Here is a 23,860-nt window from a genome sequence, read left to right as displayed (position 1 = left end):
GGCTTTTCTTTGTGTCGGCATTGATGAAATAAGCATTGTAGAAACCAGCATTACAGCGTAAAAGCTTCACCATTGCAGCGCAGTACCTGCGTATTGGCGGGTAGTACAGAAAGATTACACGGTTCATCAAGTGTCGCCAAAATCACGATACGATCTGTTGGGAATTGCTCAATAATAGACAACCATTGGTCTGTATTCTCAACAGGTGAGCGATTAGCATCGCGGCGGCATAGATCACTGATCATCTTAGGGCAATGCTTAGTTGAGATCACACGTTCCGCTTGCTGCATTAACCGTAATGCTTTTAGCGTGAGTAGTTCAGGATCTTGCTGGTAGAACACCACAACAGGCGGCACTATCGGATTATGGTCAGCGCTAAGCAGCTCCTCAAAAACGGTTTGTAATTGAACTAATGACTGAGCATTAGCCACTGACGGATGCCGGAAAAAACGCTCCCAGAAATAGCGGCGCTCATCAACTGTCTCAAAACATTGCTTAATATAAGATCGCGATTGCTGAGAAAATTGTGCAATAAGCGGTAGATTGGCCGCAAGCTGCGTTTCTAGTAGCTCACGTAAAAAACGGACTAAAACAGGCGCGGCACCACCGCTTGAAATTGCGACTTGTAGCAAGCCACGGTCGATAATAGAGGGCGTAATGAAATCGCAATGCTCTGGGCTATCAACCACATTACACAGTACCTTCGCCGCTGTCGCATCGTTATGAATGCGTTGATTAAGCTCGCGATTATCGGTTGTTGCCCACACTTGCCATACACCTGCAATGTCTGATTTATGATATTCCGCTTGCTGGTATCGAATTTCACCTGTGGCTAATCTCATGGCTAGCTCATCACTCAGTGTGGGTGATACTACCAGCACATCTGCTTGCGCTTCGCATAACATCGCCACTTTACGGCTGGCAACTTCACCGCCACCAATGACTAATACAGGTTTATTGACCAGATCGACAAAAATAGGGAAATACTGCATAAGTCCTCTTAACTAAAATGCATACCGTAATGCTTTCAATACGTTAACCTTACGTTCTCATTTGAGCAGTTAAGCACAACATGCCGTAATTAGCGAGCGTATGTCAGCGATTAAAGATAGTTTTCCTGTCCATTTCTCGGTTCTGAGGAATTAGATATTTTGGAAGAGACTCGAAATAAATATGTAATTATCATTTCTCATTATTCACACTCTTTTTGCCTCGCTCACAAAGCATTCACTTAGCCATTTGGTAATATATCAAGCGCCTCTTTCCGCTGTTTTGCGATGATATATTGGTTAAGTGCCACTGCTAAATCAGAGGAAAACATGCACTTACAGTTTCAGCCATTAACAGCCCTTTTCGCTTGCCAACTTGCCTTTTCAAACATCGCTTTTGCTGCCAACCATGAGCAGTTGCAAGACGCGATGTCAAAAGCAGAGCAAGTAAGCTCTCACACATCTACCACTACACATGCATGGACATTAGATAAAGATGCTCTCAGCCGTTATCTAGTGCATCAAAACAAACATGGACAATTCAGCGGTAACCTTCTTATCGCAAAAGATAACAAGATTATTTTTGAGCAATCATTGGGCCTTGCTGACGTACAAAGTAAACGTCCTATCAACCCTGATAATCTGTTTAAAGTGGGGTCGTTAACCAAGCAATTCACCGCCGCTGCGATTCTTCGACTATCAGAGCAAAACAAGCTGAACCTTAACGATTCTATCGAGCGCTACTTTCCCAAACTAGCACTGAGTAACAAAATCACGATTAACGATTTACTGGATCACACCGCAGGTATAAACCGCGATGTATCCTGGCGTGACAGTCCTCAATCTTGTCGTAGCCAACACCTAGTTACACAGATCATCACAGATAGCCGCCAATACCCTCCCGCACTCCAATACAATTTCAGTCATGCGCACTATATCTTGCTCGGTAGCATTATCGAGCAAGTCTCTGGCGTCGATTACAACAGTTATATCGACCAAGAGTTCTTACGGCCGCTCGGCATGAAAGATAGCAGTATGAAATTAACACTGTCTTTTCAACTGGCTAAATCTTATGAAATATCAGGTCTGATTAATGCTCATATCACCGCGACCGATTGCGCATGGTCGGCGGGTGGACTCATTACTACCGCTCGTGATTTGCATCTTTGGAATCAAGCGTTACACAGCGGCAGTGTGGTTTCTAAAGCGTCACTTCAGAAGATGTATGACGAACAAATTGGGATGGTAAAAAGTCAGCATAACAACCAAACGTATTATAGCCAGCAAGGCAATATTGATGGTTTTAAAACTGTCATGATCTACCAACCAGACACCCAAGCTATGATGGTGGCATTGAGTAACTACCAAAACACCAATCTCACTTTATTGACCGCCGATTTATTACAAATGAGTCAAGGAAAGCCCGCCCTACATTTGGTCAGCGCACCAAAAAACCAAGCTGTCAATTGGCAGAGTAATCGCGATATTGTGGGTAATTACCAAGATAATTTAGGGGTACCGCTGCAGATCGTTTATGAAGAAGGTGCACTAACGGCAAAGGTTAATCAGGCGAATATCCCTTTGGTCGTGAAAAACAGCCACAGTTTATATGCTGCGGGGATCGACAATAAAATACGCGTAAACCGAAATGCGAATAACACCAGCCAAGAAATTGTATTTTTCTCACGCGATGGCCGTTACCTTTCTCGCTTTATTCGCGTCAAATAGCTTCTTTAGCGCTGGCAATGCTCAGAGATTCGCATGCATAAACAGGGCTTAAGAATAAAAAGGCGGCATGAAAAAAGGGCTTCATCAATATGAAGCCCTTAACTACACCATAATCAAGTAGATGTGCTACGAGAGTTTGTGGCTATGTATTTTCCACAGCTTAAATGCGGCAGGTAGAACAACCAAAGTTAATATCAGCGCCGATGCCATGCCACCTATCATTGGCGCAGCAATACGCTGCATTACACTCGACCCCGTTCCGTCACCGTACATAATTGGGATCAAACCAATAATGACAGTGGCTACCGTCATCATAACAGGGCGAACCCTAAGCCCAGCGCCTTGCTGGATCGCCTCGACTAAATCACCTTGAGTGAGTGTAGACTGACGACCACGCACCGCCTCTTGCTTGGCTTGCCATGCTTGATTAAGGTAAACCAACATAATCACGCCGATTTCAACCGCCACCCCTGCAAGCGCGATAAAGCCAACGCCTACTGCTATCGAGAAGTTATACCCCAGCACATCCATTAACCATACACCGCCGACCATAGCCAAAGGCAGGGTTGCCATAATGATCAATACTTCACCAACGCGACGGAAGCTCAAGTAAAGTAACAGCATGATGATAGTAATCGTCGCAGGCACCACCACGCTCAAACGTGCTTTCGCTCGTTCCATATACTCGTACTGTCCAGACCAAGTTAACGAGTAGCCTGCTGGTAGTAAGACGCTCTCTGCGACTTTCTGTTGTGCCGCTTCCACGTACGAACCTAAATCTCGCCCTTCTATATCAATAAAGACCCAGCCGTTAGGACGCGCATTTTCTGTTTTGATCATCGGTGGCCCATCTTCAAACCGAATATCCGCGACATCAGCTAAGGCAATACGCGCACCACTCGCCGTCACTAATGGCAGGTTTTGTAGTTTCACTAATGAATCACGGTAATGCTGTGGGTAACGCACATTGATGGGGTAACGCTCTAGCCCTTCAATGGTCTCGCCCACATTCATTCCCCCTACGGCAGTACTGATCACTTGCTGGATATCTTGAATACTCAACCCATACCGTGCAGCAGCTCGGCGCTTAATATCCATCGTGATATAACGCCCACCAGCGACACGCTCAGCATAAACAGAAGCCGTACCTTCAAGATCGCGCAAGGCATTTTCTAGCTGCGTTCCTATTTGCTCGATCGTTTTGAGATCGGGCCCCGCAATTTTAACCCCTATCGGTGTCTTGATCCCCGTCGCTAACATATCAATACGCGTTTTGATCGGCATTACCCAAGCATTGGTGACACCGGGATACTGAATTAAGCTATCTAACTCACGACGCAGGCTTTCAGGTGTTACACCGTCACGCCATTCACTACGCGGCTTAAACTGAATGATCGTTTCGATCATGGTTAAAGGCGCGGGATCGGTCGCAGTTTCAGCCCGCCCGATTTTCCCCCATACCGTTTTAACCTCAGGCACGGTTTTGATCAGTCGATCCGTTTGTTGCAGTAGTTCTCGCGCTTTACCAATAGATATGCCTGGGTACGTAGTTGGCATGTACATGAGATCGCCTTCATCCAGCGGTGGAATAAATTCACTCCCCATTTTACTTACTGGGTAATAGGCCGACACCATTAGGGCAAAAGCCACCACAATCACGGTTTTAGGAAAGCGTAACCCAAAGTTTAACAGCGGACGATACAGAGCAACGACCGCACGGTTAACAGGGTTCTTATGCTCAGGCAGCACCTTTCCTCGAATGAAATAGCCCATTAAGACAGGCACTAGCGTGATCGCGAGCCCCGCCGATGCCGCCATCGCAAATGTTTTGGTGAAGGCCAACGGCGCAAACATTTTGCCTTCTTGTCCTTCTAAAGCAAAAACAGGCACAAAACTTAGCGTTATGATAATCAAGGAGAAAAATAGCGGTGTACCCACTTCTTCAGCCGCTTTTCCAATCACTTGCCAACGGTTCTTATCGGTTAATGGCGTGCGCTCGATATGCTTATGCACGTTCTCAATCATCACAATGGCACCATCGACCATGGCGCCAATAGCAATCGCGATGCCCCCTAACGACATGATGTTGGCATTAATTCCCTGCCAATGCATGATAATAAACGCACTGAGGATGCCGATAGGTAAGCTGATCGCAACCACCAAAGACGAGCGTATGTGGAACAAAAACAACGCGCACACCAAGGCAACAACGATGAATTCTTCCAGCAGCTTTTCATAGAGGTTATCAACGGCACTTTCGATCAGCTCAGAGCGATCATAAGTCGGTACTATCTCGACCCCATCAGGAAGGCTGCGCTGTAATTCTGCCAACTTGGCTTTGACATTCGCGATCACTTCACGGGCATTTTCACCAAAGCGCATCACGATAATGCCACCAACGGCTTCACCCTCACCGTTAAGTTCTGAAATACCACGACGCATCTGAGGGCCAACTTGAATATCAGCAACCTCGCCCAACAACAGCGGCGTACCACGCTCGGTCACTTTCAACGGAATATTTTTCAAATCATCAACATCTGAAATATACCCTGTGGCACGCACCATGTGCTCAGCTTCTGCGACTTCAACTACCGAGGCGCCCGCTTCTTGGTTGCCCGATTGAATCGCTTTATTCACCTGTTGCAAAGTCAAATCATAAGCGCGCAATTTTGCAGGGTCGATCTGTACTTGGTACTGTTTCACCATGCCGCCAACTGTCGCGATTTCAGACACGCCATCGACCGTCTGTAACTCGTATTTCAAGAACCAATCTTGCAAGCTTCGCAACTCACTCAAATCATGCTGGCCCGATTTATCGGTTAACACGTAGCTGAAGACCCAGCCCACCCCTGTCGCATCTGGGCCTAAGGTCGGTTTAGCGTTAGCGGGCAGTTTAGGGGCAACTTGGCTTAAATACTCTAAAACACGCGAACGCGCCCAATACATGTCGGTATCATCATTAAAAATGATATACACATAAGAATCACCAAAGAAAGAATAGCCACGCACCGTCTCGGCGCCTGGCACCGCGAGCATGGCTGTGGTTAACGGGTAGGTCACCTGATCTTCAACCACCTGAGGCGCCTGACCGGGATAGCTGGTTTTGATGATCACCTGAACATCAGATAAATCAGGAATAGCATCAATAGGAGTTTGTTTTACACTAAAAATACCCGCAACAACCAGAAAGATGGTTGCAACCAATACCAAAAATCGATTCGTAATCGACCAACGAATAATAGAGGGGATCATTGCTCCCCCCCTTGTTCCATATCACCATGACCCATTGCTGAATGGTCCATCTTCGAATGATCCATTTTCGAGTGGTCCATGGCCGAATGGTTCATCAATGTGTGGTCAACCTCAGGCTGAGTCGCATTCGCTTTTTTGACATCGCTTAATACATACTGACCCTGCGCATTTTTCTCGATCAAAAATTCAATCGCATCACCGTCTGCCAATACCGAAAGATCACTGTTATCTTTTACCGTGAAATTCATGACCATGGCTGGCCAATCCCACTGCGCAATTGGCGCATGATCAACCGTCAACATTTTATGATCGCGCATCATGGATTTGATAACCCCATGAGCCGCAATAGCAGGCTGTGTCCACGCCGATGTCGTTGCTGCTTTTGTGGCTTTCATTGTGGAAATCCGAGATAGATCAGCAGACTGACTCGACTCTGAATCCAATAAAAATTGCGCCGATGTCACCACTCTATCGCTCGCATTCAGCCCCTGTAAGACTTCTGTCACACCACCAGCCTGACGCCCGATCTCAATTCGCGTCGAACGATATTGTCCCTCGCCTAACGCTAATACCACCCGCGCCATGTTGCCTGTGCGAATAATGGCATTATCTGGCACCGTCAACACTGAACCTTCACTTTGTGGTTTAAGCGTAATATTGGCAAACATGTTCGGCTTTAACTCACCATTAGGGTTGGGGAATTTTAGTCGTACTTTCACTGTTCGTGTTTTTTCGTCCAGCACAGGGTAAATATAATCAACCATGCCTTGCCAGTTTTGACTCGGTAGTGCATCCACACTCATCTCGGCTTGCGCACCAGATTTGATCCAGTGTGCTTGACGCTCGAACACTTCTGCATCGACCCAAATACTGGTTAAATCCCCCCCGCTGATCACAGTTTGTTGCGGAGAAAGATACGCCCCTTGGCGAATGTTCAAGCTCGCAACAACACCATCTGCTGGGGCTTTGACCTCTATCTGCTTCATTGCTTTACCACGTTGCAATACTCGCTGAATTTGCTCGCTATCCACCCCTAATACCAACAAACGCTCTTTCGCCCCTTGCACTAAAGCTGCTCGCCCTAATCTTTTGGCATTTAACAGCTCTTCTTGTGCTTTCACTAACTCAGGTGAATAGAGCTCAAACAAGACTTGTCCTTTTACAACCTTATCGCCAATTGCTGCGACGTTTAAAGTTTGAACCCAGCCACTCACGCGGCTATTGATCTGCCACATTTGGCTTTCGTCAAAAGCAACATACCCCACAGTATCAATACGTGGGACTAACCTTTGCTGTTCGACTTGTGCGGTTTTCACCCCTAAATTATTTTCAATAGCGGGTGATATTTCGACTGTGCCAGCCACTTTTTCTGTTTTGTTTTCATCCGCATAAACGGGGATCAAGTCCATGCCCATTGGTGATTTACCCGGTTTATCGCGCTTGTATTTCGGATCCATGGGTGCAACCCAATACAAAGGCTCATTTGCACTCGAACCCGTTGCTATCGCATTATGGCCTTGACTCTCCTGCGCACCCGCACCAAAGCCACCATGGTGACTCGCGTAATAACCGACTGCACTTCCTACTGCCAGTGACAACACTGCAACTGTTAATGTTTTTTTCATGTTGCCTCTCAGAATTTATTTAATAAGTAAGAAAGCTTGGCGTTCGCTAGCGCAAGATCAGCCTGTAATCGAGCTTGTTCCAATTCCACACTCAAGGCATCACTCGCTGCTCGAATGTACTCATCCAACTGACTGGTATTATTTTGATAGCCTCGTTCTATGGCTTGAGTTTTCTCTTTGGCATAGCGCAGCAATCCATTTTGATAGCGATCTAAGCGCTGTTGAAGATTCATGCGGTCGTGACGTACAGCCTCCACTTGCGCATTCATTTGCTGAAGAAGTAAGTCACGCTGTGCCTTAGTGGCACCAAGTTGGTGCTGAGCAGAAGAAACCTGTTTGTCTTGGCGGTTTTCAGTAAACAACGGAATATCCATGGTCAAATACACACTCAGTAAATCTGAAGCGGGTTGGCCATTCATCCCTGTGGCTTGTCGATTACCGTACATCACCTCGACACCAAACTGTGGTTGATAGGCTTCATTCGCAATATCAATGCTGGTTTCATTACTCTTAATCAGCGCATCGACCACAGCCACCGAAGGGTGCTGTGCTAATGCCGAGTAATAATTAGGCGATGAGGTTTGTGTATCAAGATAGGCCTGAAGTGCCGACCATTTCGGATAGTGTTTGGGAACAACGGACTGTGCCTGCTCACCTAACCACTCACTCAATTGTGCTTTTATGCGTTGTTGAACTTGCGCATTGGCATCAAGTTTGTCATCGACTCGCGCAATTTGAAGTTGAGCTTGAATTACATCTTGCGCTTGGTTAACGCCAACACCGTAATTCATACTCAGATATTGCTCTAGCTCTTTAAACAGCGCCTTATTTTGCTGTAACAGTTGACGAGCATTGCGTTGATATACAGCTTCAATCCATAAGTTGGTCATCGCAAAGCGCACATCTAATGCGCGTACACCCAATTTCTTTCGAATACTGTCAGCTTGTTCACGGGTTTGTTGTTGCTTTAACGTTAGCGTGTCACCTCGCCCAAATTGCTGCATCAGACCAACCGAGAGATTAGTCATGGGATCTTTATCCAAGGCAAACGAATCGATAGGTAATCCACCCACACCGAGTTTTAATTTTGGATCCATCCACTGACTGCTAGCTACACCAGCGTCTGTCATCGCATCGGCTTGCGATTGAATTTGTTGTTTTGCGACATCATGTTCTACGGCCCATGTTATCCAATGCGATAAATCGCTACTGGCCATGGCTGGAAATGCAATTGCCTGTAATAACGACATGCTAATAACACCTGCAAATACACCTTTGTGCATAATCACATCCTTCAATAAGGAGGGTACTTCAACGCTGCTTTTTACATCCAGACTACTGGTTAACCAATTGTTTGATTAAAAATAAAAAGCACATAAGCGGGTTAACAACGACACAGCATCAACAAAAGCGATCGCCGTGCTATTGCAACCAATAGGTTATTGAAAGGCGCTATGCTATCGGAGGGCGAAAGAGGTTATCGGTATGTTTAATTGGAGAACTAAAGGTGCGAATAATAGGGGCATGCGACGTTTGTGCATGTGAAATCGCAGGAAAAGATGCGGTAATAAAAAGGTGGCTTTGACAATGCGTGATATTGCAGCAGCTATCTAGCATATCCATTGAACTGCAACACGAAACATCAGCCTGTTGACTCATACCAGAGGCATGGCTTGTCGTCATACATAAAGAAGATGAAGAGGATTGGCTTGCATGGTGCGAGTGAGAGCCATGCTGCATGCACTCAGGCAAGTGTTCTTTTTCTGCCGTTGAAGTCATCACTTTAACATCAGGCACAGCAATACTATGTTGATGATTACCTGTCATATTCAACATTTGTTGCTGTGCCAGCACAGGTTGGATGATCAAACTGATGATCACAACCAAGGTTGTTGCAGGCAAAGAAAACAAACGCAGTAATATCGGCATCAAACTTCATTAATAACAATAAGAAACCGTAAAAGTGTAAACCTTCCCCTTAGAGGAAGGTCAAGTCTCTCTCTACGAGAAATGCGATTTATCAACTATCTTTTCAGAACGAACCCACTGTCATCGCCATTCATCTACTGGCATTTACCTTGATAATCAAACTAAATACTGCCAATATAGTTTGACTATCAAGATACTTAAAATTCAAACTACTTGTTCAACAAGCTAGTTGTAAAGCAAACAACTTAAGGGTTCAATATGCAGCACCAGCCACATTCACTTGCACCTTGGCAACATAACCATGACTTTGTAAATCACAATCACAAAGGTGAGCGTCGTACCTACTATGTTTTATTGTTAACCATAGTCACTATGCTGGCTGAAATCATTGCAGGTACGCTTTATGGATCGATGGCGCTGCTGGCCGATGGTTGGCACATGGGTACACATGCCGCTGCTTTCATGATCACCCTTTTTGCCTACCGCTATGCACGTAAGCATGCCAACACAGATAAATTTGCCTTTGGCGCAGGAAAAGTAAGCGTGTTGGGGGGCTTTACCAGCGCAATAACGCTAGGGTTAGTCGCACTGATCATGTTGGTTGAATCGGTACACCGTTTATTTTCACCACAGCAAATCCAATTTAATGAAGCTATCTTTGTTGCTGTGATCGGCCTGATTGTTAATCTAGCCAGTGTATTTTTACTGAAAGATGATCATCACCACGATCACCATAGCCATAGCCATAGCCACAGCCACAGCCACCATGATGCTGATACACCTACTCAGCATAAGGGGCACACGCACCACGATGATCACAATTTAAAGGCTGCTTACTTCCATGTATTGGCCGATGCACTCACCTCACTTCTTGCGATTGTCGCTTTATTCTGCGGTAAGTATTTTAGATTTAATTGGATGGACGCTGCTATGGGAGTTGTGGGAGCGGTTATCATCACCCGCTGGGCATACGGACTGATGCTACAAACCAGTCCAATTCTGCTCGATGCTGGTATAGACAATCAGTACCAACGACAAATTATTGAGACACTAGAACAAGACAAAGACACCAAGGTCAGTGATATTCATATTTGGAAAGTCAGTGCCGATCACTACGCTGCGGCTATTGCTGTGGTCACCTCAACCCCAGCAGAAGTAACACACTACAAGCAATTGCTTCGAAATTTCGATAAACTCAACCACTTAACGATTGAAGTTCAGCAATGCCATCATAATGAGGTGGCCTCGGAATAAAAATGAAAGACATCGAGCAGTTAAACCACACCATTATTGAATTTTACGAAAAGCTATCGTCGTGGGAGCAATCTGTTGTCCGTGACAAGGGTTTTTCCTTACCGCAAGTTCATATTGTGGAAATACTTGGCGCTCATGGCGCAATGCGAATGAAAGAACTCGCAGACAAAATTGGCGTTACAACAGGCACGCTGACAGTCCAAGTCGATAAAATGGTCAATGCTGGTTTAATCTGCCGACGTCCTCATGAATCCGATCGTCGTTCTATCCTTGTAGAGCTAACTGAGTCTGGCGAAGTGCTGTACCAAGAACATGACCAATTGCATTTGAATCTAACGCAAGACATTACAGCAAAGCTCAGCGATGCCGACCGCTTACACATGCTTAAATGCCTACAAATAATGAACCAAGAATTTTAAATTCATGCTCAAGCCCATAATTTTTTAGTGTTAATAATAACAAACTAGAAACATGGGCTTGCCATACCTAAAATAAAAACATTAATACACTAAACATTTATTGTGTTAACCAAGAGTAAAAACCACCAACATGATATTTAAATCATTAAAAATCAATCAACTAAACCAAACATGCCATTTATAACCACTTCAAACAACATCCTACTCTAAACATTCAAAATCTCTTATTATCACCATTAATATTACTGTTAATTCGGATTATTTTTTCTCATTTTACGTTTTCTTTTTTTAAGATATAGTCCCGCCATCTGAGATTATTTGCACGAAATTCCAGCGACCTCAACAGCCTTTCTGCCGTTGTACGCGAACAACTCTCCTTGCAAATATCTACACACATACTGAAGCAAACAGCCCTTTTTTAGCTGTTTTTTATTGACACTTTTACTGGAGATCACAGTAGTGACAACTACCACTACTCTAGCTCGTCGAAGCAGCACTTTCGTGCCTGTTGCGGGCTTAACTATTTTTGCTATCGCTTCTGGCTACTTGATGAGTCTTATTCCGTTAATTACGAATGAATTTAAGATGAGTCAGGATCTAGTCAGCTGGTTAGCAAGTAGTTATTACTGTGGCCTACTCCTAGGTTCTATTATTGTTGAGCCTATTGTGGTTCGCTTAGGGCACCGTGTTTCATTCATTGCTTTTCTAAGCTTGTTAGCTGCAACCGTGATCATGATGCCGCTTGTTCCATCACAACAAGTATGGCTACTTGCACGCTTCATCGCAGGTATTGCTGTTGCGGGTGTGTTTGTTGTTATTGAGTCTTGGTTGCTGATTGGCGACAAAAAAGAACGCGCTAAACGCCTAGGTTTTTACATGACATCCCTGTATGGCGGTACAACGCTGGGGCAATTTGGAATTACAATTGTTGGCACTCAAGGTTTCGAACCTTTTATTATGATCTTAGCACTACTGTGCGTGGCAATGCTTCCACCACTATTGTGCAAACAAGGTCAGCCAACGCTAGAGCACCCACAAAGCTTATCGTTGCAGCAAATCATGCAACTGCGTAAGCCAGCATTGATTGGCTGTCTTGTCTCTGGGATTCTAATGGGCTCGATTTACGGCCTAATGCCACTGTCTTTACAACAAGAAGGCATTGCTAACGAGCAAATCAGTGTACTGATGGCAGCGATCATTCTTGGCGGTATGTTTATTCAGCCGATTGTTAGCTGGTTATCAATCCGTATGAGTAAATCATTATTGATGGCACTAGCTTGTTTAGTCGGTGTCTTTGCGATGGGTATCATTCACTTTGAAACCAGCTTTGCAATGATGATGACAATGCTAGCTTTACTGGGGATGTCGGCGTTTGCGTTGTACCCAATAGCCATTACACTGGCGTGTGATGAACTCGATAGCGCTTTCATTGTTGCGGCAACACAAGTCATGCTATTTAGCTACAGCTTAGGCTCTGCGCTAGGGCCAATTGTGGCGGATAAATTCATGAAAACAGAAGATGGGTTAACCGCTTTCTTCTTTGTGATTTTACTGGCGACTGCAATTTACATGCTTATTGCGAGTGCGAAACGTAAACCAGAAGTATTGGCAAGCTAAGCAGCTACTTATACTAATCTAACTAGCTGATCATTTTAGATTTATTTTCAATGATGCAGCTATAAGCTTTTTGCTAGAATCCAAAAAAGAACGGGCGCGACTTTCGTCGCGCCCTTAGGTCTTACTTGCAGCAATCCGGCTACTATGGTGCTCCCTGCATCATTCCATGATTACGCTGAATCCTTCAGCTCAGTCCCTTATGTCTCTATCCTAGAGATGTCCTACTGATCAATCCTTGACCCGTCGATGCTTCCTGTTTCGACTCTCTTCTCCGTCCTGGAGGTGTCCCTACTTCATCCTGAAGTGTTCCATTGTCATCCTGACTAGTAAATATCCTATTTACTATATCGATTCCATTCGATTATCCCTTCACAGTCCTTGTCCGATAAATCATCCTAATTCATCGCCCTCTTCCTGAGGCTACCAAATCCTTGGCTTAGTTCCTGTTCCGTTCCGTCAGTTCCTTCCGACGAGATAAAGATTACGCGATCTAGGATTTGAAACAACACTTGCAGATCACATTTTTTCTTATCCTGTTAATTTATTTTAACACTTAAGCATTAAGGTGTTGTTATATAATGGATTTTTCATTTCACCGAGAAATAAGACACAAGACATTACGATATAACCCTATCAAGTTGTGAGAGATCTCTCACAAGCTCACAAGAGATTCACCCAGTGCGAACTTATAGAGTACTCATAATAAAAATAGAGTTAATCAACATAGAGTCGACTGGCCAAGTAAACAAAAAGCGCACAGATGAATACATACTCATCGGTGCGCTTTATTTGTTGTCACAACCTAACAGGGAAAACAATGAAACGAAGAGTTAGTGCGTTACTGACTTTGAAAATACATTAATAATGATGGTACCAGCCATGATTAAACCTATCCCTAGCACTGCGTATTTATCAAGATGTTGACCTGAAAAAATCCAACTCAGCATCGCCACTAAAACAATACCAGCTCCGCACCAAATCGCATACGCAACACCAACAGGCATAGTACGCACAGTAAGCGATAACATAAAAAAAGCGATACCGTAGCCAGCTAACACTAATAACGTCAGTCCAGGCTTAGTAAACTGCTCTGTTTTAGGTAAGAAGCTCGTTGCAATCACTTCGCACACAATCGCGATAGACAATGGAATCATTGGTGACAAGGATGTTAAATAAGAGAGCATAGACGACAAATATGGTTTAATAACAAACCAAGAATACTACGTGATTATGACGAAAAAGAAATAACAATCACCATTAAATGTTCTTTATGTCGCAATAAGTGTTTCTTATGGTCAAGAACCGCAAATCGAATTAATTATTTCGTTAGCATGACTATAATTACAATGACTTAGCAACGTGGATTACTCATCCCACTCTACAACCTGACCACAGTCGTAAACCCCATCACTATAAGCTGGGGTAAAATTAATGAAGATGTTATTTTTCGCTACAGGCACTTGCTCAACTAAAGTAGCAGCAATTAACTCCAACATCGAAGCTATTTGCTGCTCTGTATTGAAGTTTGGTGCAATCAAGTCGATCAATATTGGGTGGGTATTAATCGGTTGCTGATGCACCGCTTTACCACCATGAACATAATGACCCGCAGGGATATAATCCCAAGTCAGCATAATATGATGAGGCTCAATGCCGGTTGATGCAGAAACGGCGCTGGAAAGACTATTTAATACTTGCGGGATCGGTACTTCTTGCTGTGCAAAAGGTAATGATTTAATTCTTATTAGCGGCATATCAACACTCCCTAATTGGCCTCTCCTTCACCGACCTTCTTACTTCACAATCGGCTACCTCTAATAAATCTTAGCTAATCAACAAATAAACGCCCTATCTTATCGATGAGACAAATAAAAAAACGCCAGCCGAAGCTGACGTTACTTTCTCTAACACGATGAGACGCACGCTGAGTTACTCGCAGGCGTCCTTACCGCAACAAGGGTTATGAACCCGTTCTGCACAGTTATACGGCTCTATATGGATGATGACATCAACAACTTCATCAATTTCTTCTAAAATATGGCTTTTAAAATTTTCAGCTATCGTATGGGCGTTATCGACTGACATTTCTGGGTCCACAAGTAGGTGGAAGTCCAACAAGATATTACTGCCAGTACGACGACTTCGAATCGCGTGTACTTCGCCAATGTCTTGATCATTATCAGCGTAACGTTGGATTTTCTGTTCAAGCTCACTGTCAGCTTCAGCTTCCGTAAGTTCCCAGATAGCAGGCCATAATATTTCAAAGGCCGCTTTTAAGATCATCGTCGTTACCAGCAAGGCTGCGATTTGATCAAGATAATACAAATCAGGCAACACGTAATTTGCAATAACCGCAATCGCAACAGGTAACGAACTCAACGCATCAGAACGGTGGTGCCATGCATTGGCGTGTAATGCTCGACTGTTAATCTTTTTCGCTTGAATTATCGTCCAACGATAAAGGGCTTCTTTAACCAAAATAGAGGCGATTGCAGCGCCAAAGGCAAGCATACCTGGTGTGTTAGTTGATTCATGACCAATCGTGCTTATTGAATCCCACCCTATGCCAAGTCCAACTAAAACAAGGATCACACCGATAAAAATATTGGTTAGCGTTTCAAATCGCCCATGCCCATAAGGATGCTCTTTATCTGCTGGCGCCGTCCAGTAACGAGAACCGATCAAAATAGCGGTATCAGTCACAAGATCAGAGAAACTATGAACACCATCGGCAACGAGTGCTTGGCTACCTGTAATTTTACCCACGGTTATTTTAATAATAGCTAAAACGACGTTAGCGATTGAACCGACCCAAGTGGCTTTTTGAATTACCTTTACTGGCTGCTGTAGCATACAAACTCTCAATTACATCAATCAGCAGGTATGATAACGGGGTGTTTACCGAAACACTAGCTTCTGTTTTGCAATTACTTTTTGATAACAGTCACAATCCACGACATGATCATTGACCATCCCCGTTGCCTGCATAAAGGCATAACAGATTGTTTCACCTACAAACTTAAACCCTTTCTTCTTCAAAAATTTGCTCATAGCCCTCGATGCCTCTGTCGATACAGGCACTTCGGCCATCGAGGTCCATTGGTTATTTATGGGAAAACCGCCTGTAAACTGCCAAAGCGCTTTCGCTAATGACCCATATTCATTCTGTAAAGCTATTGCTGCCGCCGCATTGGTATACACAGAGGCGATTTTCCCTCGATGTTTTATCACATCGTATGTAGCAATCACACTATCAACATGGTTCTCATCTAGCACAGCTAAGCGGGTCAAATCGTAATGTAAGAATGCATTTTTATAGCCATCTCGCTTTTTCAGTACCGTTAACCAACTCAGCCCAGCTTGAGCACCTTCTAAGGTGATAAATTCAAATAATTGTGTATCGCAAACAACGGGAAGTCCCCACTCCGTATCATGGTAGTCTTTTTCTAACGCATGATGCTGAGCCCAACCACAGCTATTACTTTTCATTATATAAACCCGACTCAATTTAAGTATTAAATAATATAAGTTTAGGTATATTCAACTCATTAAAAATCGACATTTTTTTGACGGTTAAATATACTCTGTCAATATTGCGAGATGATATAGCAACTATTTACATCGTCTTTTATAAAGAAAGCATATAATAGCTTTACTTGATTGCATAAATTTCCCGTAGCCTTCACATAACGCATATTTTCATTTGATTAATTTGCTAATCGCACCATAATGTCTAGGAATCAATACTAATATTATTGATGTTAGAAAAAGGATTTTTATGAAAAACATCACCGCTTTCATCGATCAATTTGAAAAGCAGCATCGTTCTGCTGCTTGTTGGGTTTACTCTGAAAATGACACCTATACTGAAATTGAGGGAGGCGGCATTATCCGTGTAAGTAAGCTCCGAAGCATTTTAGAGCATCATTTACACATTGTAATCCAACCCATCGATGCAGGTTCATTGGATGCTCACTTGCTTCTTCCTGAGATATCTATGGCTGTACCTGTTCAATTTATTAGTGGCAAAATTTCATCATTTTCTGAGTTAAATGCCGCTTAAAAACTAGACAACGGGTTGCATAGCTTAAATTTAATTAAGCGCATTCTTATTTAAGGGAGTAGTTATAATAACAACTCCCTTTTTCATTTAGCGATGACGTCTTATCATTAAAAGTAGAATAAGTACGAAATTTCTTCGTAACCATTCATTATGTTATTTTCTTATTTATTTTCGATATAGTTAGAAACCGTACGTGGAGTACCATCTTCACAGGATTTTCTTCCTTCTTCGATTCCATCGTTATATTTTTGACTTCTCTTTGCTAATGTATGATCTATTTCTACGGGTAAACGTCCGCTTTGAGAATCATAGGTTTTCGAACGACATCCCTGATTAAAACCATAAAAGAATATACTGTTGTATTCAGTTTCAACATCATACTCATCGGGTAAGAACTGATAATTATCCAGCCCTGTATCAATATTATTAACACTGCTATTGGTACAACCAACTATCGACATAACCATCATCCCTGACGCAATCCATATAAATTTCGATTGTTGCATGACAAGTCCCTACCATTTCAATACGTCTATTAAGCTTATACCAATACTGAATTTTCACTGCGTTAACCGCGCCGCTATCGCACGATAACGGTAATAAAAAACCACCCGAAGGTGGTCTGTTAGTATTCTCGTGCTAGTTATTAGCGCTGATCACGATTAAGGATCGCGTTGAAACGTTCAAAGCCTCGCTCTAGATCGCGGATCAAATCGTCAGGATCTTCCAAACCAATATGTAACCTCAGCATTGGCCCTGCAAAGTCTTTCTTCGTCGCAGTGCGTAGGCTATTAATGTTTTCGTTCGCCAGAATAAGACTTTCAAAACCGCCCCAAGAATACCCCATGCTGAAATGTTCCATACCATCGAGTAACGCAGTAAGCGCCTCAGTATTGCCACGGTTCAATACCAGAGAAAACAAACCATTGGAGCCTTTAAAATCACGCTTGAAAAACTCATGTCCTTCACAAGAAGGTAAAGCTGGGTGGCGAACATGATCAACCTCTTCACGCTCAGCTAACCAATGTGCGATACGCAGTGCGCTTTTTTCGTGCTGCTTTAAACGAACCCCCAAAGTACGTAAACCGCGCATCGCCAAGTAAACATCATCAGGTGATGTACATTGCCCCATAAGGTAACTGTTTTCGCGTAGTTGATCCCAGCAACGTGCATTTGCTGTTGCTGTTCCTAACATGACATCGGAATGGCCAACAACATATTTGGTTGCCGCTTGCACCGAAATATCAACCCCGTGCTCGAATGGCTGGAAGTTAATTGGCGAGGCCCAAGTGTTATCTAGCATCACCACTATGTCTTGCTCATGCGCAATACGAGCTAAAGTCGGCACATCTTGTACTTCCATTGTGATAGAACATGGTGATTCAAGGAAAAGTACGCTGGTATTAGGCTGAATTAAATCACGAAGTCCTTCGCCGATCATTGGGTCGTAATACGTCGTTTCGATACCCATATTCTTCAGGATCTTGTCACAAAAATCGCGGGTTGGCTCATAAGCGCCATCAACCATTAAAATATGATCGCCTGTTTTTACAAACGATAGAATAGCATTACTGATCGCCGCTGTTCCACAAGGATACAAAGCACAACCTACTCCGCCCTCTAATTCCACCATCGCATCTTGAAAAGCGAAATGGGTATTTGTGCCACGACGCCCATAAAACAATGACTTATCCATGCGTTTAGACGCGGATTCTTTCATATCTGCAACGCTATCAAACACTATCGTCGATGCGCGACTCACAGGGGGGTTAACTAACTTCTGCGTCCATTTCTTTGCTCGACCAGCCGTCACAATACTGGTATCTAACGCTTTCTTTTCCATGGATAATTCACTTCCCTATTCATGTAAAGGCACAATAAAATCAAACTCAACGTTACCACACCTAATAGAATATGAAAGTGAAGATTATCGAAGACCTTCAATGCATATATAATCAAAACGCTGTTGCGTATTTTTCAACAGTACTCACTGTGCCATGCATTGATTCTGGTACCACTTGATGTTCTTCTATATCCCTTTGCCATACCAGTTCATCACTAATTTCAAGATGAGCACGATAATTCAAACATGCACGCATTATGTCCTCTTCACCACTCACTTTTGCGGTTAACATGGTGAGTAATAATGCTTTATGGGCGTAATGGCGATGAAGAGTAATAGCTAATGTTGAAGAGCAAGGTTTATCACCTTGTGGACGTAGCACTTGAAGGGCCTGTTTTTTAGGATAAATCTGAAATACATTATGATTTATCGATTTCGCCTGTTTGATCGTAGAACGAATTTCACAACGAGTAATCGGGCTATAGCATGATTCACAATGAGCGCTACTGACCCCTTTTAAATAGGCTTTATGTAAGCTGGTTAACTCACCATCTAAGCTAGGTAGGCTTAAAAAAATAATATCTTCGTAGTCATCACCCAGCGTTTGAAAGATGCCTCGCGTTTGAGCGACATAGCCATGCTCAAGCAAACAACTGATGGCCTTTAGTCCCGCTAAATACTGCTGCAAGATGTCGCGCATCACTTCACACCCTTGCTGATGAGGTAATACCATCGCCCCCTCTGATTCGACAGCGGACGACTTCAATCGCTGTACCTGCATTTCTACATATTGAGTAATCTGGTGATTTAACTTCATGTCTGATTGATACATAGCGCCGCCCTCTACCATGAGTGTTAACGATTGCGTTATAAGCACCATTACGGTGTATCACTAAGGTAAAGCAATTGTAGTGCCTATTTTTATCAACCTTATCCTCTGCCTTTTCGGGCATTTATGATGCAGGATGCACAATCCTTTCTTGTCTGTCTTAATTTGCGAATCTTATTGCAAATTTGTTGTTAGGCTTAGTTTTCCGCTAATAAATCAGAAAAACGTTTTATAACAACTTCTCTGCCACATTCAACACATCGGTAAACCGCAGATCCTGTTAACTGGGAACCTGCACATCTAGGGGTTACTCGGATAAAATGTATAGCCCCACAATAATTACATTCCATCATTATTTCTCACTGTCGAAAGGGGATTTAACGAAATAGCGAGCCATGCTTCTTAACACTAACTGCCAAGTAAATGAAAAAACACAGCTCGCTGTATTTGGTTACTTAGACTTTTTCGTACAAAAGCTAAGAGAAAGATCATAGGCAAAGGCGAACATGCGTGCACTGCTAGTGCTACCAATAACAATCCCAGACATCTCGCTGCGACTGTCACATTCCGTAATGTAACTACTGTTGTTCCACTTCAAAGTGATGCGCTGTTTAACCCCACCAGGACATATAACGACTTGGCTGTAATCGTCAGTGGTATGTACCGTGACATATCCTTGGCATTCAAGGCTTTCAATCTCTTTGATGATGGCAAGTGCCAAAGGGTACTGCTCAGATGTTGGCGCATGTATTTTCTGGTGAATGGTTCTATTATTCATTACGACTTTACTTATTCAGAATGGTTGGCCATGTGACTAATTAACTGTCAGGAATAATTGGTTAAGCATGACCAACCAAATTCAGTTGAGTTGTGACTAAACTATTTACATTCATTGAATAGCCCCTCGCGATCTGCTTTATAAAACACCTGGTGCCTGAATCAAAAGCTTACTTCTCAAGCACTGTCACAGAACACTCATCGCGCTTTAGCTTGCCCTTTACGACCATGGCAGGGCGTACCATTCCTTACCGCTGCAAATCACAAACAAACGGTCGATCATCGGCTACTCTCTGTATACATAGCCCGAAATATTGATGCTTTCACAGGCAACCCACATAAAGGACACCATCCTTTATAAAGGCAAAAAAATGAACGAAGACCCAAACCAAAAATAAGGGACTTCATCCTTTATTCGTATAATACACACCTCACCTCTTCTTATCAACAGGATCAATAATGCAATTCATTTATAAATAAAAAAGCGCCTGATACAAAGCATCAGGCGCTATTTCTATATCACTCTTTTGTGAATCGTTAAGCCAATCAGTATCACTTAGACAACACGAAAACGGCTCATCGCCTGCTGTAGGTTAACAGCTAACTGGCTTAATTCATGACAAGCTTGTGTCGTGTGACCAGATCCTTCCACCACTTCAGCTGAAGATTCATTAATCTTAGTGACACTGCGGCCTAGTTCTTCGGTAACTGAATCTTGCTCACTACAAGCACTCGCAATTTGAACACTCATATCCGCGATTCTACCTACTGTTGCTTCAATAGATTGAATCTTATCACCCGTATTTTGGCTTTGCTGCACACAGGAATGGATCAACGAGCAACTTTCATTGGTTGCTTCACGCGCTTCATTTGCACTTTTTTGTAGCTTTTCGATAATCGCAATAATTTCACCCGTTGAGTGCTGCGTACGACCTGCTAGCGTTCTCACTTCATCGGCAACAACAGCAAAACCACGGCCTTGATCACCAGCACGTGCAGCTTCAATCGCGGCATTTAACGCAAGTAAGTTTGTTTGTTCGGCGATATCGCGGATCACATCAACAACCATGCTGATGTTTTCAGATTCTTTTACCAACTGCCCAACTAATGCACCTGCATTTTCAATTTCAGCTGACGCACTTTGGATATGTTGAATGGTTTCTGTCACCTCTGCCGCACCTTCAGAAGCCTCAATGTTTGCTTCCGATGCCGATGATGATGCCACTTCAGTATTACTTGCCACTTCCGCAACGGTGGCTTTCATTTGCTCCATCGCGGTTGCAACCATAGTGATTTCGTTTTGTTGAACACTCATACCCGCAGATGATTGTGCAGCAACTGCACTCACTTCTTCAACTGCCGAACTTAGTTGAGTAACCGCCGCAACAATCTCTTCAATCAAGCTGCGTAAATTGTATTGCATGGTGATCGTAGTATCGGCTAACTTGCCCAGCTCGTCATTGCCCATCTCATCACGTTGAATGTTATGAGTTAAATTACCGCTAGCAATGGCTTGTGCTTGCGCCATCACAAGGCTGAGTGGATGACAGATTAGACGAGACAATAAGATATTGCTGCCAATCATAAAAGCAACCAAGCCAATAATACTTGCGATAGTAATGTTCACCACACTCGCAATGCTTTCAAGCATTGACTCTCGGTTACTCTCAACGAAACTAAGGTTCATCTCGAGTAGTTCATCCATTGCAGCTTCAAGCGCTGTAAACTCTTCAAATGTACCCGCTAAAATCGGTTGGGCTGCACTGATATCGCCTCGACCAGCCGCTTCATTAAAGCCGTTTAATGAATATTGATAACTCCGCCATGTCGACATAACACGATCAAAAACGCGCTGTTCATCAGCAGAGGCAACCGTTGCACCATAATCAGCAAACTTTTGAGCTACAGCTGCGTGCTGTTGGTCCGCTTTCGCAATACGTGAGCGGATATCATTCAGTTCAGTATAAGTTAGAATGGCATATTGGGTGCGGCGTGCGTATGACAACTCAAACATCATATCTTCGACGCTGAGCACACTTGGTAATGTTGAATCGGTAAAGTTAACCACACCATTGCGAACCGTATTTAGCTCACTATTAATGAATAAGCCAAAACCGATTAAAACCAAAACGATGGCTGAAAAGACACTGGCTATTTTTTTGCCAATGGACAAATTGCGAAAAGTAAGCACTGAAAAGACCTTATTTATATACATATAAGTATTTACTAGCAGGCTCAAAAAGAAAGACCTCGTCATGAATTATGCTTTCATGTTCGTGAGGTTTTATATGCTGATTCTATCTACCTGAGCAAAGATTAACACCAAACCTTGTACTCATTTCATATCAAATCAGGAAATGGTTCTTCTCTTGCGTCTGTTAAATACCCCCATAAACTTATAGGCGGCCATACCTAACCCGTTGTTAAGCAACAAGTGGTATTTTCATAAAATAAGAGATTTAGCCCAAACATAATGCCTATAAATGAGTCACAATCCTCCCAAAAGGAGCCCCGCCACCTCCCCCAAATCCCATAATGAAGAAAGTTGACCTTCCTGTTACATATTCACAATGTGATTTAACCACAAACAAAAACGGGCCACATTATGTGGCCCGCTTAAAATTGTGATGACCGATTAAGGCTCTTCACTAATAGGTTTTGGCATATAGTGCTCAGGTTTTAAGCCTAGATACTCAGGTAACGTAGTACCTACTGAAATAGACGACCAAGTACCCGTGACGATACCAATGAACATAGCAATCGAGAAGCCTTGTAATGGCCCACCACCGAGTAACCATAAAGCTCCCACCGTAATAAGCGTTGTCCCTGACGTGACCATAGTACGAGAGATCGTTGCTGCGATTGCCTGATTATTCGTGGTTTCTGTATCTTGATTTGGCTTAGAAATCAGTAGTTCACGGATCCTATCGGCAATAATAATCGAGTCATTCAAGGAGTAACCTAAAATCGCCAATACCGCAGCAAGTACTGTTAGATTGAATTCCATTTGCGTTGCCGCAAAGAAGCCCAGAACAAAGACCACATCATGTAATAATGCGAATAACGACCCCGCCGCCAAGCGCCATTCAAAGCGGTAGCTTAGGTAACCCAAGATACATAGCATCGCGACTAAAATCGCCATACCACCTTGGTTCGCCAATTCAGCCCCCACTTGTGGGCCAACAATTGATGTATTTAACACCTGAATTTGGCTATGTAGCGGCGCAAGAATTGTACTGATATCTTGCAGCTCTTGGCCTGTTTCAGGCGCAGCATAACGTAGTACCCAACGGCCAGGTTCGCTGGCAGAAATGACAGCCACATCTTGTTTCATTGCCGCATTCATAAGAGGCGCAATTTCGCTACTGGTAATTTCAGGCTTGATCTGAATTTCAGTAACCACACCACCAGTGAAGTCTAAGCCCCAGTTAAGCCCATTTACGGCTATCATGGTGAACGATATCGCCATGAGTAATACTGACACCATACTGGTACGGTAACGCCACTTTGTTGCATTTTTCATATTAATAAACAT

At 43.4% G+C, this 23,860-nt stretch carries 20 protein-coding genes; 5 read left to right on the top strand and 15 right to left on the bottom strand.

The annotated features are described in order from the left end of the window. Window positions 1-50 precede the first annotated feature (50 nt). Window positions 51-992 carry a precorrin-2 dehydrogenase/sirohydrochlorin ferrochelatase family protein gene (locus tag L4C35_RS12520; protein WP_428463182.1) on the bottom strand — a complete coding sequence of 314 codons (942 nt, stop codon included), beginning with the start codon at window positions 990-992 and terminating at the stop codon, window positions 51-53. A 327-nt stretch (window positions 993-1,319) separates the two neighbouring features. Between L4C35_RS12520 and L4C35_RS12515 the strand changes: the two genes are divergently transcribed. Beyond that, a complete protein-coding gene (locus L4C35_RS12515; RefSeq protein WP_428463181.1) occupies window positions 1,320-2,717 on the top strand; it encodes a serine hydrolase domain-containing protein in 1,398 nt (465 codons plus the stop codon). A gap of 126 nt (window positions 2,718-2,843) precedes the next feature. Here L4C35_RS12515 and L4C35_RS12510 read toward each other — a convergent pair whose 3' ends face one another. From L4C35_RS12510 to L4C35_RS12495, 4 genes are all read right to left on the bottom strand, one after another. Next, the gene (locus tag L4C35_RS12510; RefSeq protein ID WP_428463180.1) at window positions 2,844-5,969 is read right to left on the bottom strand and encodes an efflux RND transporter permease subunit; all 3,126 of its coding nucleotides are present in this window, start codon (window positions 5,967-5,969) and stop codon (window positions 2,844-2,846) included. Further along, complete coding sequence (locus L4C35_RS12505; RefSeq protein ID WP_428463179.1) at window positions 5,966-7,594, bottom strand: efflux RND transporter periplasmic adaptor subunit; 1,629 nt, start codon at window positions 7,592-7,594, stop codon at window positions 5,966-5,968. The genes L4C35_RS12510 and L4C35_RS12505 overlap by 4 nt, the downstream gene beginning before the upstream one ends. A gap of 8 nt (window positions 7,595-7,602) precedes the next feature. After that, entirely contained in the window at window positions 7,603-8,877 is a 1,275-nt protein-coding gene (locus L4C35_RS12500; protein WP_428463178.1) for a TolC family protein, read from the bottom strand. A 169-nt stretch (window positions 8,878-9,046) separates the two neighbouring features. Beyond that, window positions 9,047-9,523 carry a hypothetical protein gene (locus L4C35_RS12495; protein ID WP_428463177.1) on the bottom strand — a complete coding sequence of 159 codons (477 nt, stop codon included), beginning with the start codon at window positions 9,521-9,523 and terminating at the stop codon, window positions 9,047-9,049. Between the two features lie 258 nt (window positions 9,524-9,781). Here L4C35_RS12495 and dmeF point away from each other — a divergent pair, with 258 nt between their 5' ends. The 3 genes from dmeF to L4C35_RS12480 all read left to right on the top strand — a co-directional run bounded on the left by dmeF (window position 9,782) and on the right by L4C35_RS12480 (window position 12,813). Further along, window positions 9,782-10,777, top strand: coding sequence for a CDF family Co(II)/Ni(II) efflux transporter DmeF (gene dmeF / locus L4C35_RS12490; protein ID WP_428463176.1), 996 nt, complete (start codon window positions 9,782-9,784; stop codon window positions 10,775-10,777). Window positions 10,778-10,779: 2 nt separating this feature from the next. Beyond that, the gene (locus L4C35_RS12485) at window positions 10,780-11,196 is read left to right on the top strand and encodes a MarR family winged helix-turn-helix transcriptional regulator (RefSeq protein WP_428463175.1); all 417 of its coding nucleotides are present in this window, start codon (window positions 10,780-10,782) and stop codon (window positions 11,194-11,196) included. A gap of 459 nt (window positions 11,197-11,655) precedes the next feature. Then, window positions 11,656-12,813 carry an MFS transporter gene (locus tag L4C35_RS12480; protein ID WP_428463174.1) on the top strand — a complete coding sequence of 386 codons (1,158 nt, stop codon included), beginning with the start codon at window positions 11,656-11,658 and terminating at the stop codon, window positions 12,811-12,813. Between the two features lie 830 nt (window positions 12,814-13,643). Here L4C35_RS12480 and L4C35_RS12475 read toward each other — a convergent pair. The 4 genes from L4C35_RS12475 to L4C35_RS12460 form a co-directional block, all read right to left on the bottom strand. Next, window positions 13,644-13,997, bottom strand: a complete 354-nt coding sequence (locus tag L4C35_RS12475) for a DMT family transporter (protein WP_428463173.1) — start codon at window positions 13,995-13,997, stop codon at window positions 13,644-13,646. A gap of 180 nt (window positions 13,998-14,177) precedes the next feature. Next, on the bottom strand, window positions 14,178-14,567 hold the full coding sequence (locus L4C35_RS12470; RefSeq protein WP_428463172.1) for a hypothetical protein: 390 nt from the start codon (window positions 14,565-14,567) through the stop codon (window positions 14,178-14,180). A gap of 175 nt (window positions 14,568-14,742) precedes the next feature. Then, window positions 14,743-15,666, bottom strand: a complete 924-nt coding sequence (locus L4C35_RS12465) for a cation diffusion facilitator family transporter (RefSeq protein WP_428463171.1) — start codon at window positions 15,664-15,666, stop codon at window positions 14,743-14,745. 45 nt (window positions 15,667-15,711) lie between these two features. Next, window positions 15,712-16,302 (bottom strand): DNA-3-methyladenine glycosylase I, encoded by a 591-nt coding sequence (locus L4C35_RS12460; protein WP_428463170.1) that lies wholly within the window; start codon window positions 16,300-16,302, stop codon window positions 15,712-15,714. 289 nt (window positions 16,303-16,591) lie between these two features. On the opposite strand from L4C35_RS12460, the gene L4C35_RS12455 reads away from it, so the two are divergent. Next, window positions 16,592-16,876 (top strand): hypothetical protein, encoded by a 285-nt coding sequence (locus tag L4C35_RS12455; RefSeq protein WP_428463169.1) that lies wholly within the window; start codon window positions 16,592-16,594, stop codon window positions 16,874-16,876. 161 nt (window positions 16,877-17,037) lie between these two features. On the opposite strand, the gene L4C35_RS12450 is transcribed toward L4C35_RS12455, so the two are convergent. From L4C35_RS12450 to secF, 6 genes are all read right to left on the bottom strand, one after another. After that, complete coding sequence (locus L4C35_RS12450; RefSeq protein WP_428463168.1) at window positions 17,038-17,382, bottom strand: hypothetical protein; 345 nt, start codon at window positions 17,380-17,382, stop codon at window positions 17,038-17,040. A 140-nt stretch (window positions 17,383-17,522) separates the two neighbouring features. Beyond that, on the bottom strand, window positions 17,523-18,719 hold the full coding sequence (locus L4C35_RS12445; RefSeq protein ID WP_428463167.1) for a cystathionine beta-lyase: 1,197 nt from the start codon (window positions 18,717-18,719) through the stop codon (window positions 17,523-17,525). Between the two features lie 112 nt (window positions 18,720-18,831). Then, complete coding sequence (locus tag L4C35_RS12440) at window positions 18,832-19,551, bottom strand: hypothetical protein (protein WP_428463166.1); 720 nt, start codon at window positions 19,549-19,551, stop codon at window positions 18,832-18,834. Between the two features lie 448 nt (window positions 19,552-19,999). Continuing rightward, window positions 20,000-20,326: a hypothetical protein gene (locus L4C35_RS12435; RefSeq protein ID WP_428463165.1), complete on the bottom strand. Its 327-nt coding sequence runs from the start codon at window positions 20,324-20,326 to the stop codon at window positions 20,000-20,002. 555 nt (window positions 20,327-20,881) lie between these two features. Next, the gene (locus tag L4C35_RS12430) at window positions 20,882-22,516 is read right to left on the bottom strand and encodes a methyl-accepting chemotaxis protein (protein WP_428463164.1); all 1,635 of its coding nucleotides are present in this window, start codon (window positions 22,514-22,516) and stop codon (window positions 20,882-20,884) included. Between the two features lie 444 nt (window positions 22,517-22,960). After that, window positions 22,961-23,860 (bottom strand): protein translocase subunit SecF, encoded by a 900-nt coding sequence (gene secF / locus L4C35_RS12425; RefSeq protein ID WP_428463163.1) that lies wholly within the window; start codon window positions 23,858-23,860, stop codon window positions 22,961-22,963.

It is taken from the genome of Photobacterium kagoshimensis, assembly GCF_050337045.1.
GTDB lineage: Bacteria > Pseudomonadota > Gammaproteobacteria > Enterobacterales > Vibrionaceae > Photobacterium > Photobacterium kagoshimensis.
This window is presented reverse-complemented; position numbering and strand designations above follow the sequence as displayed.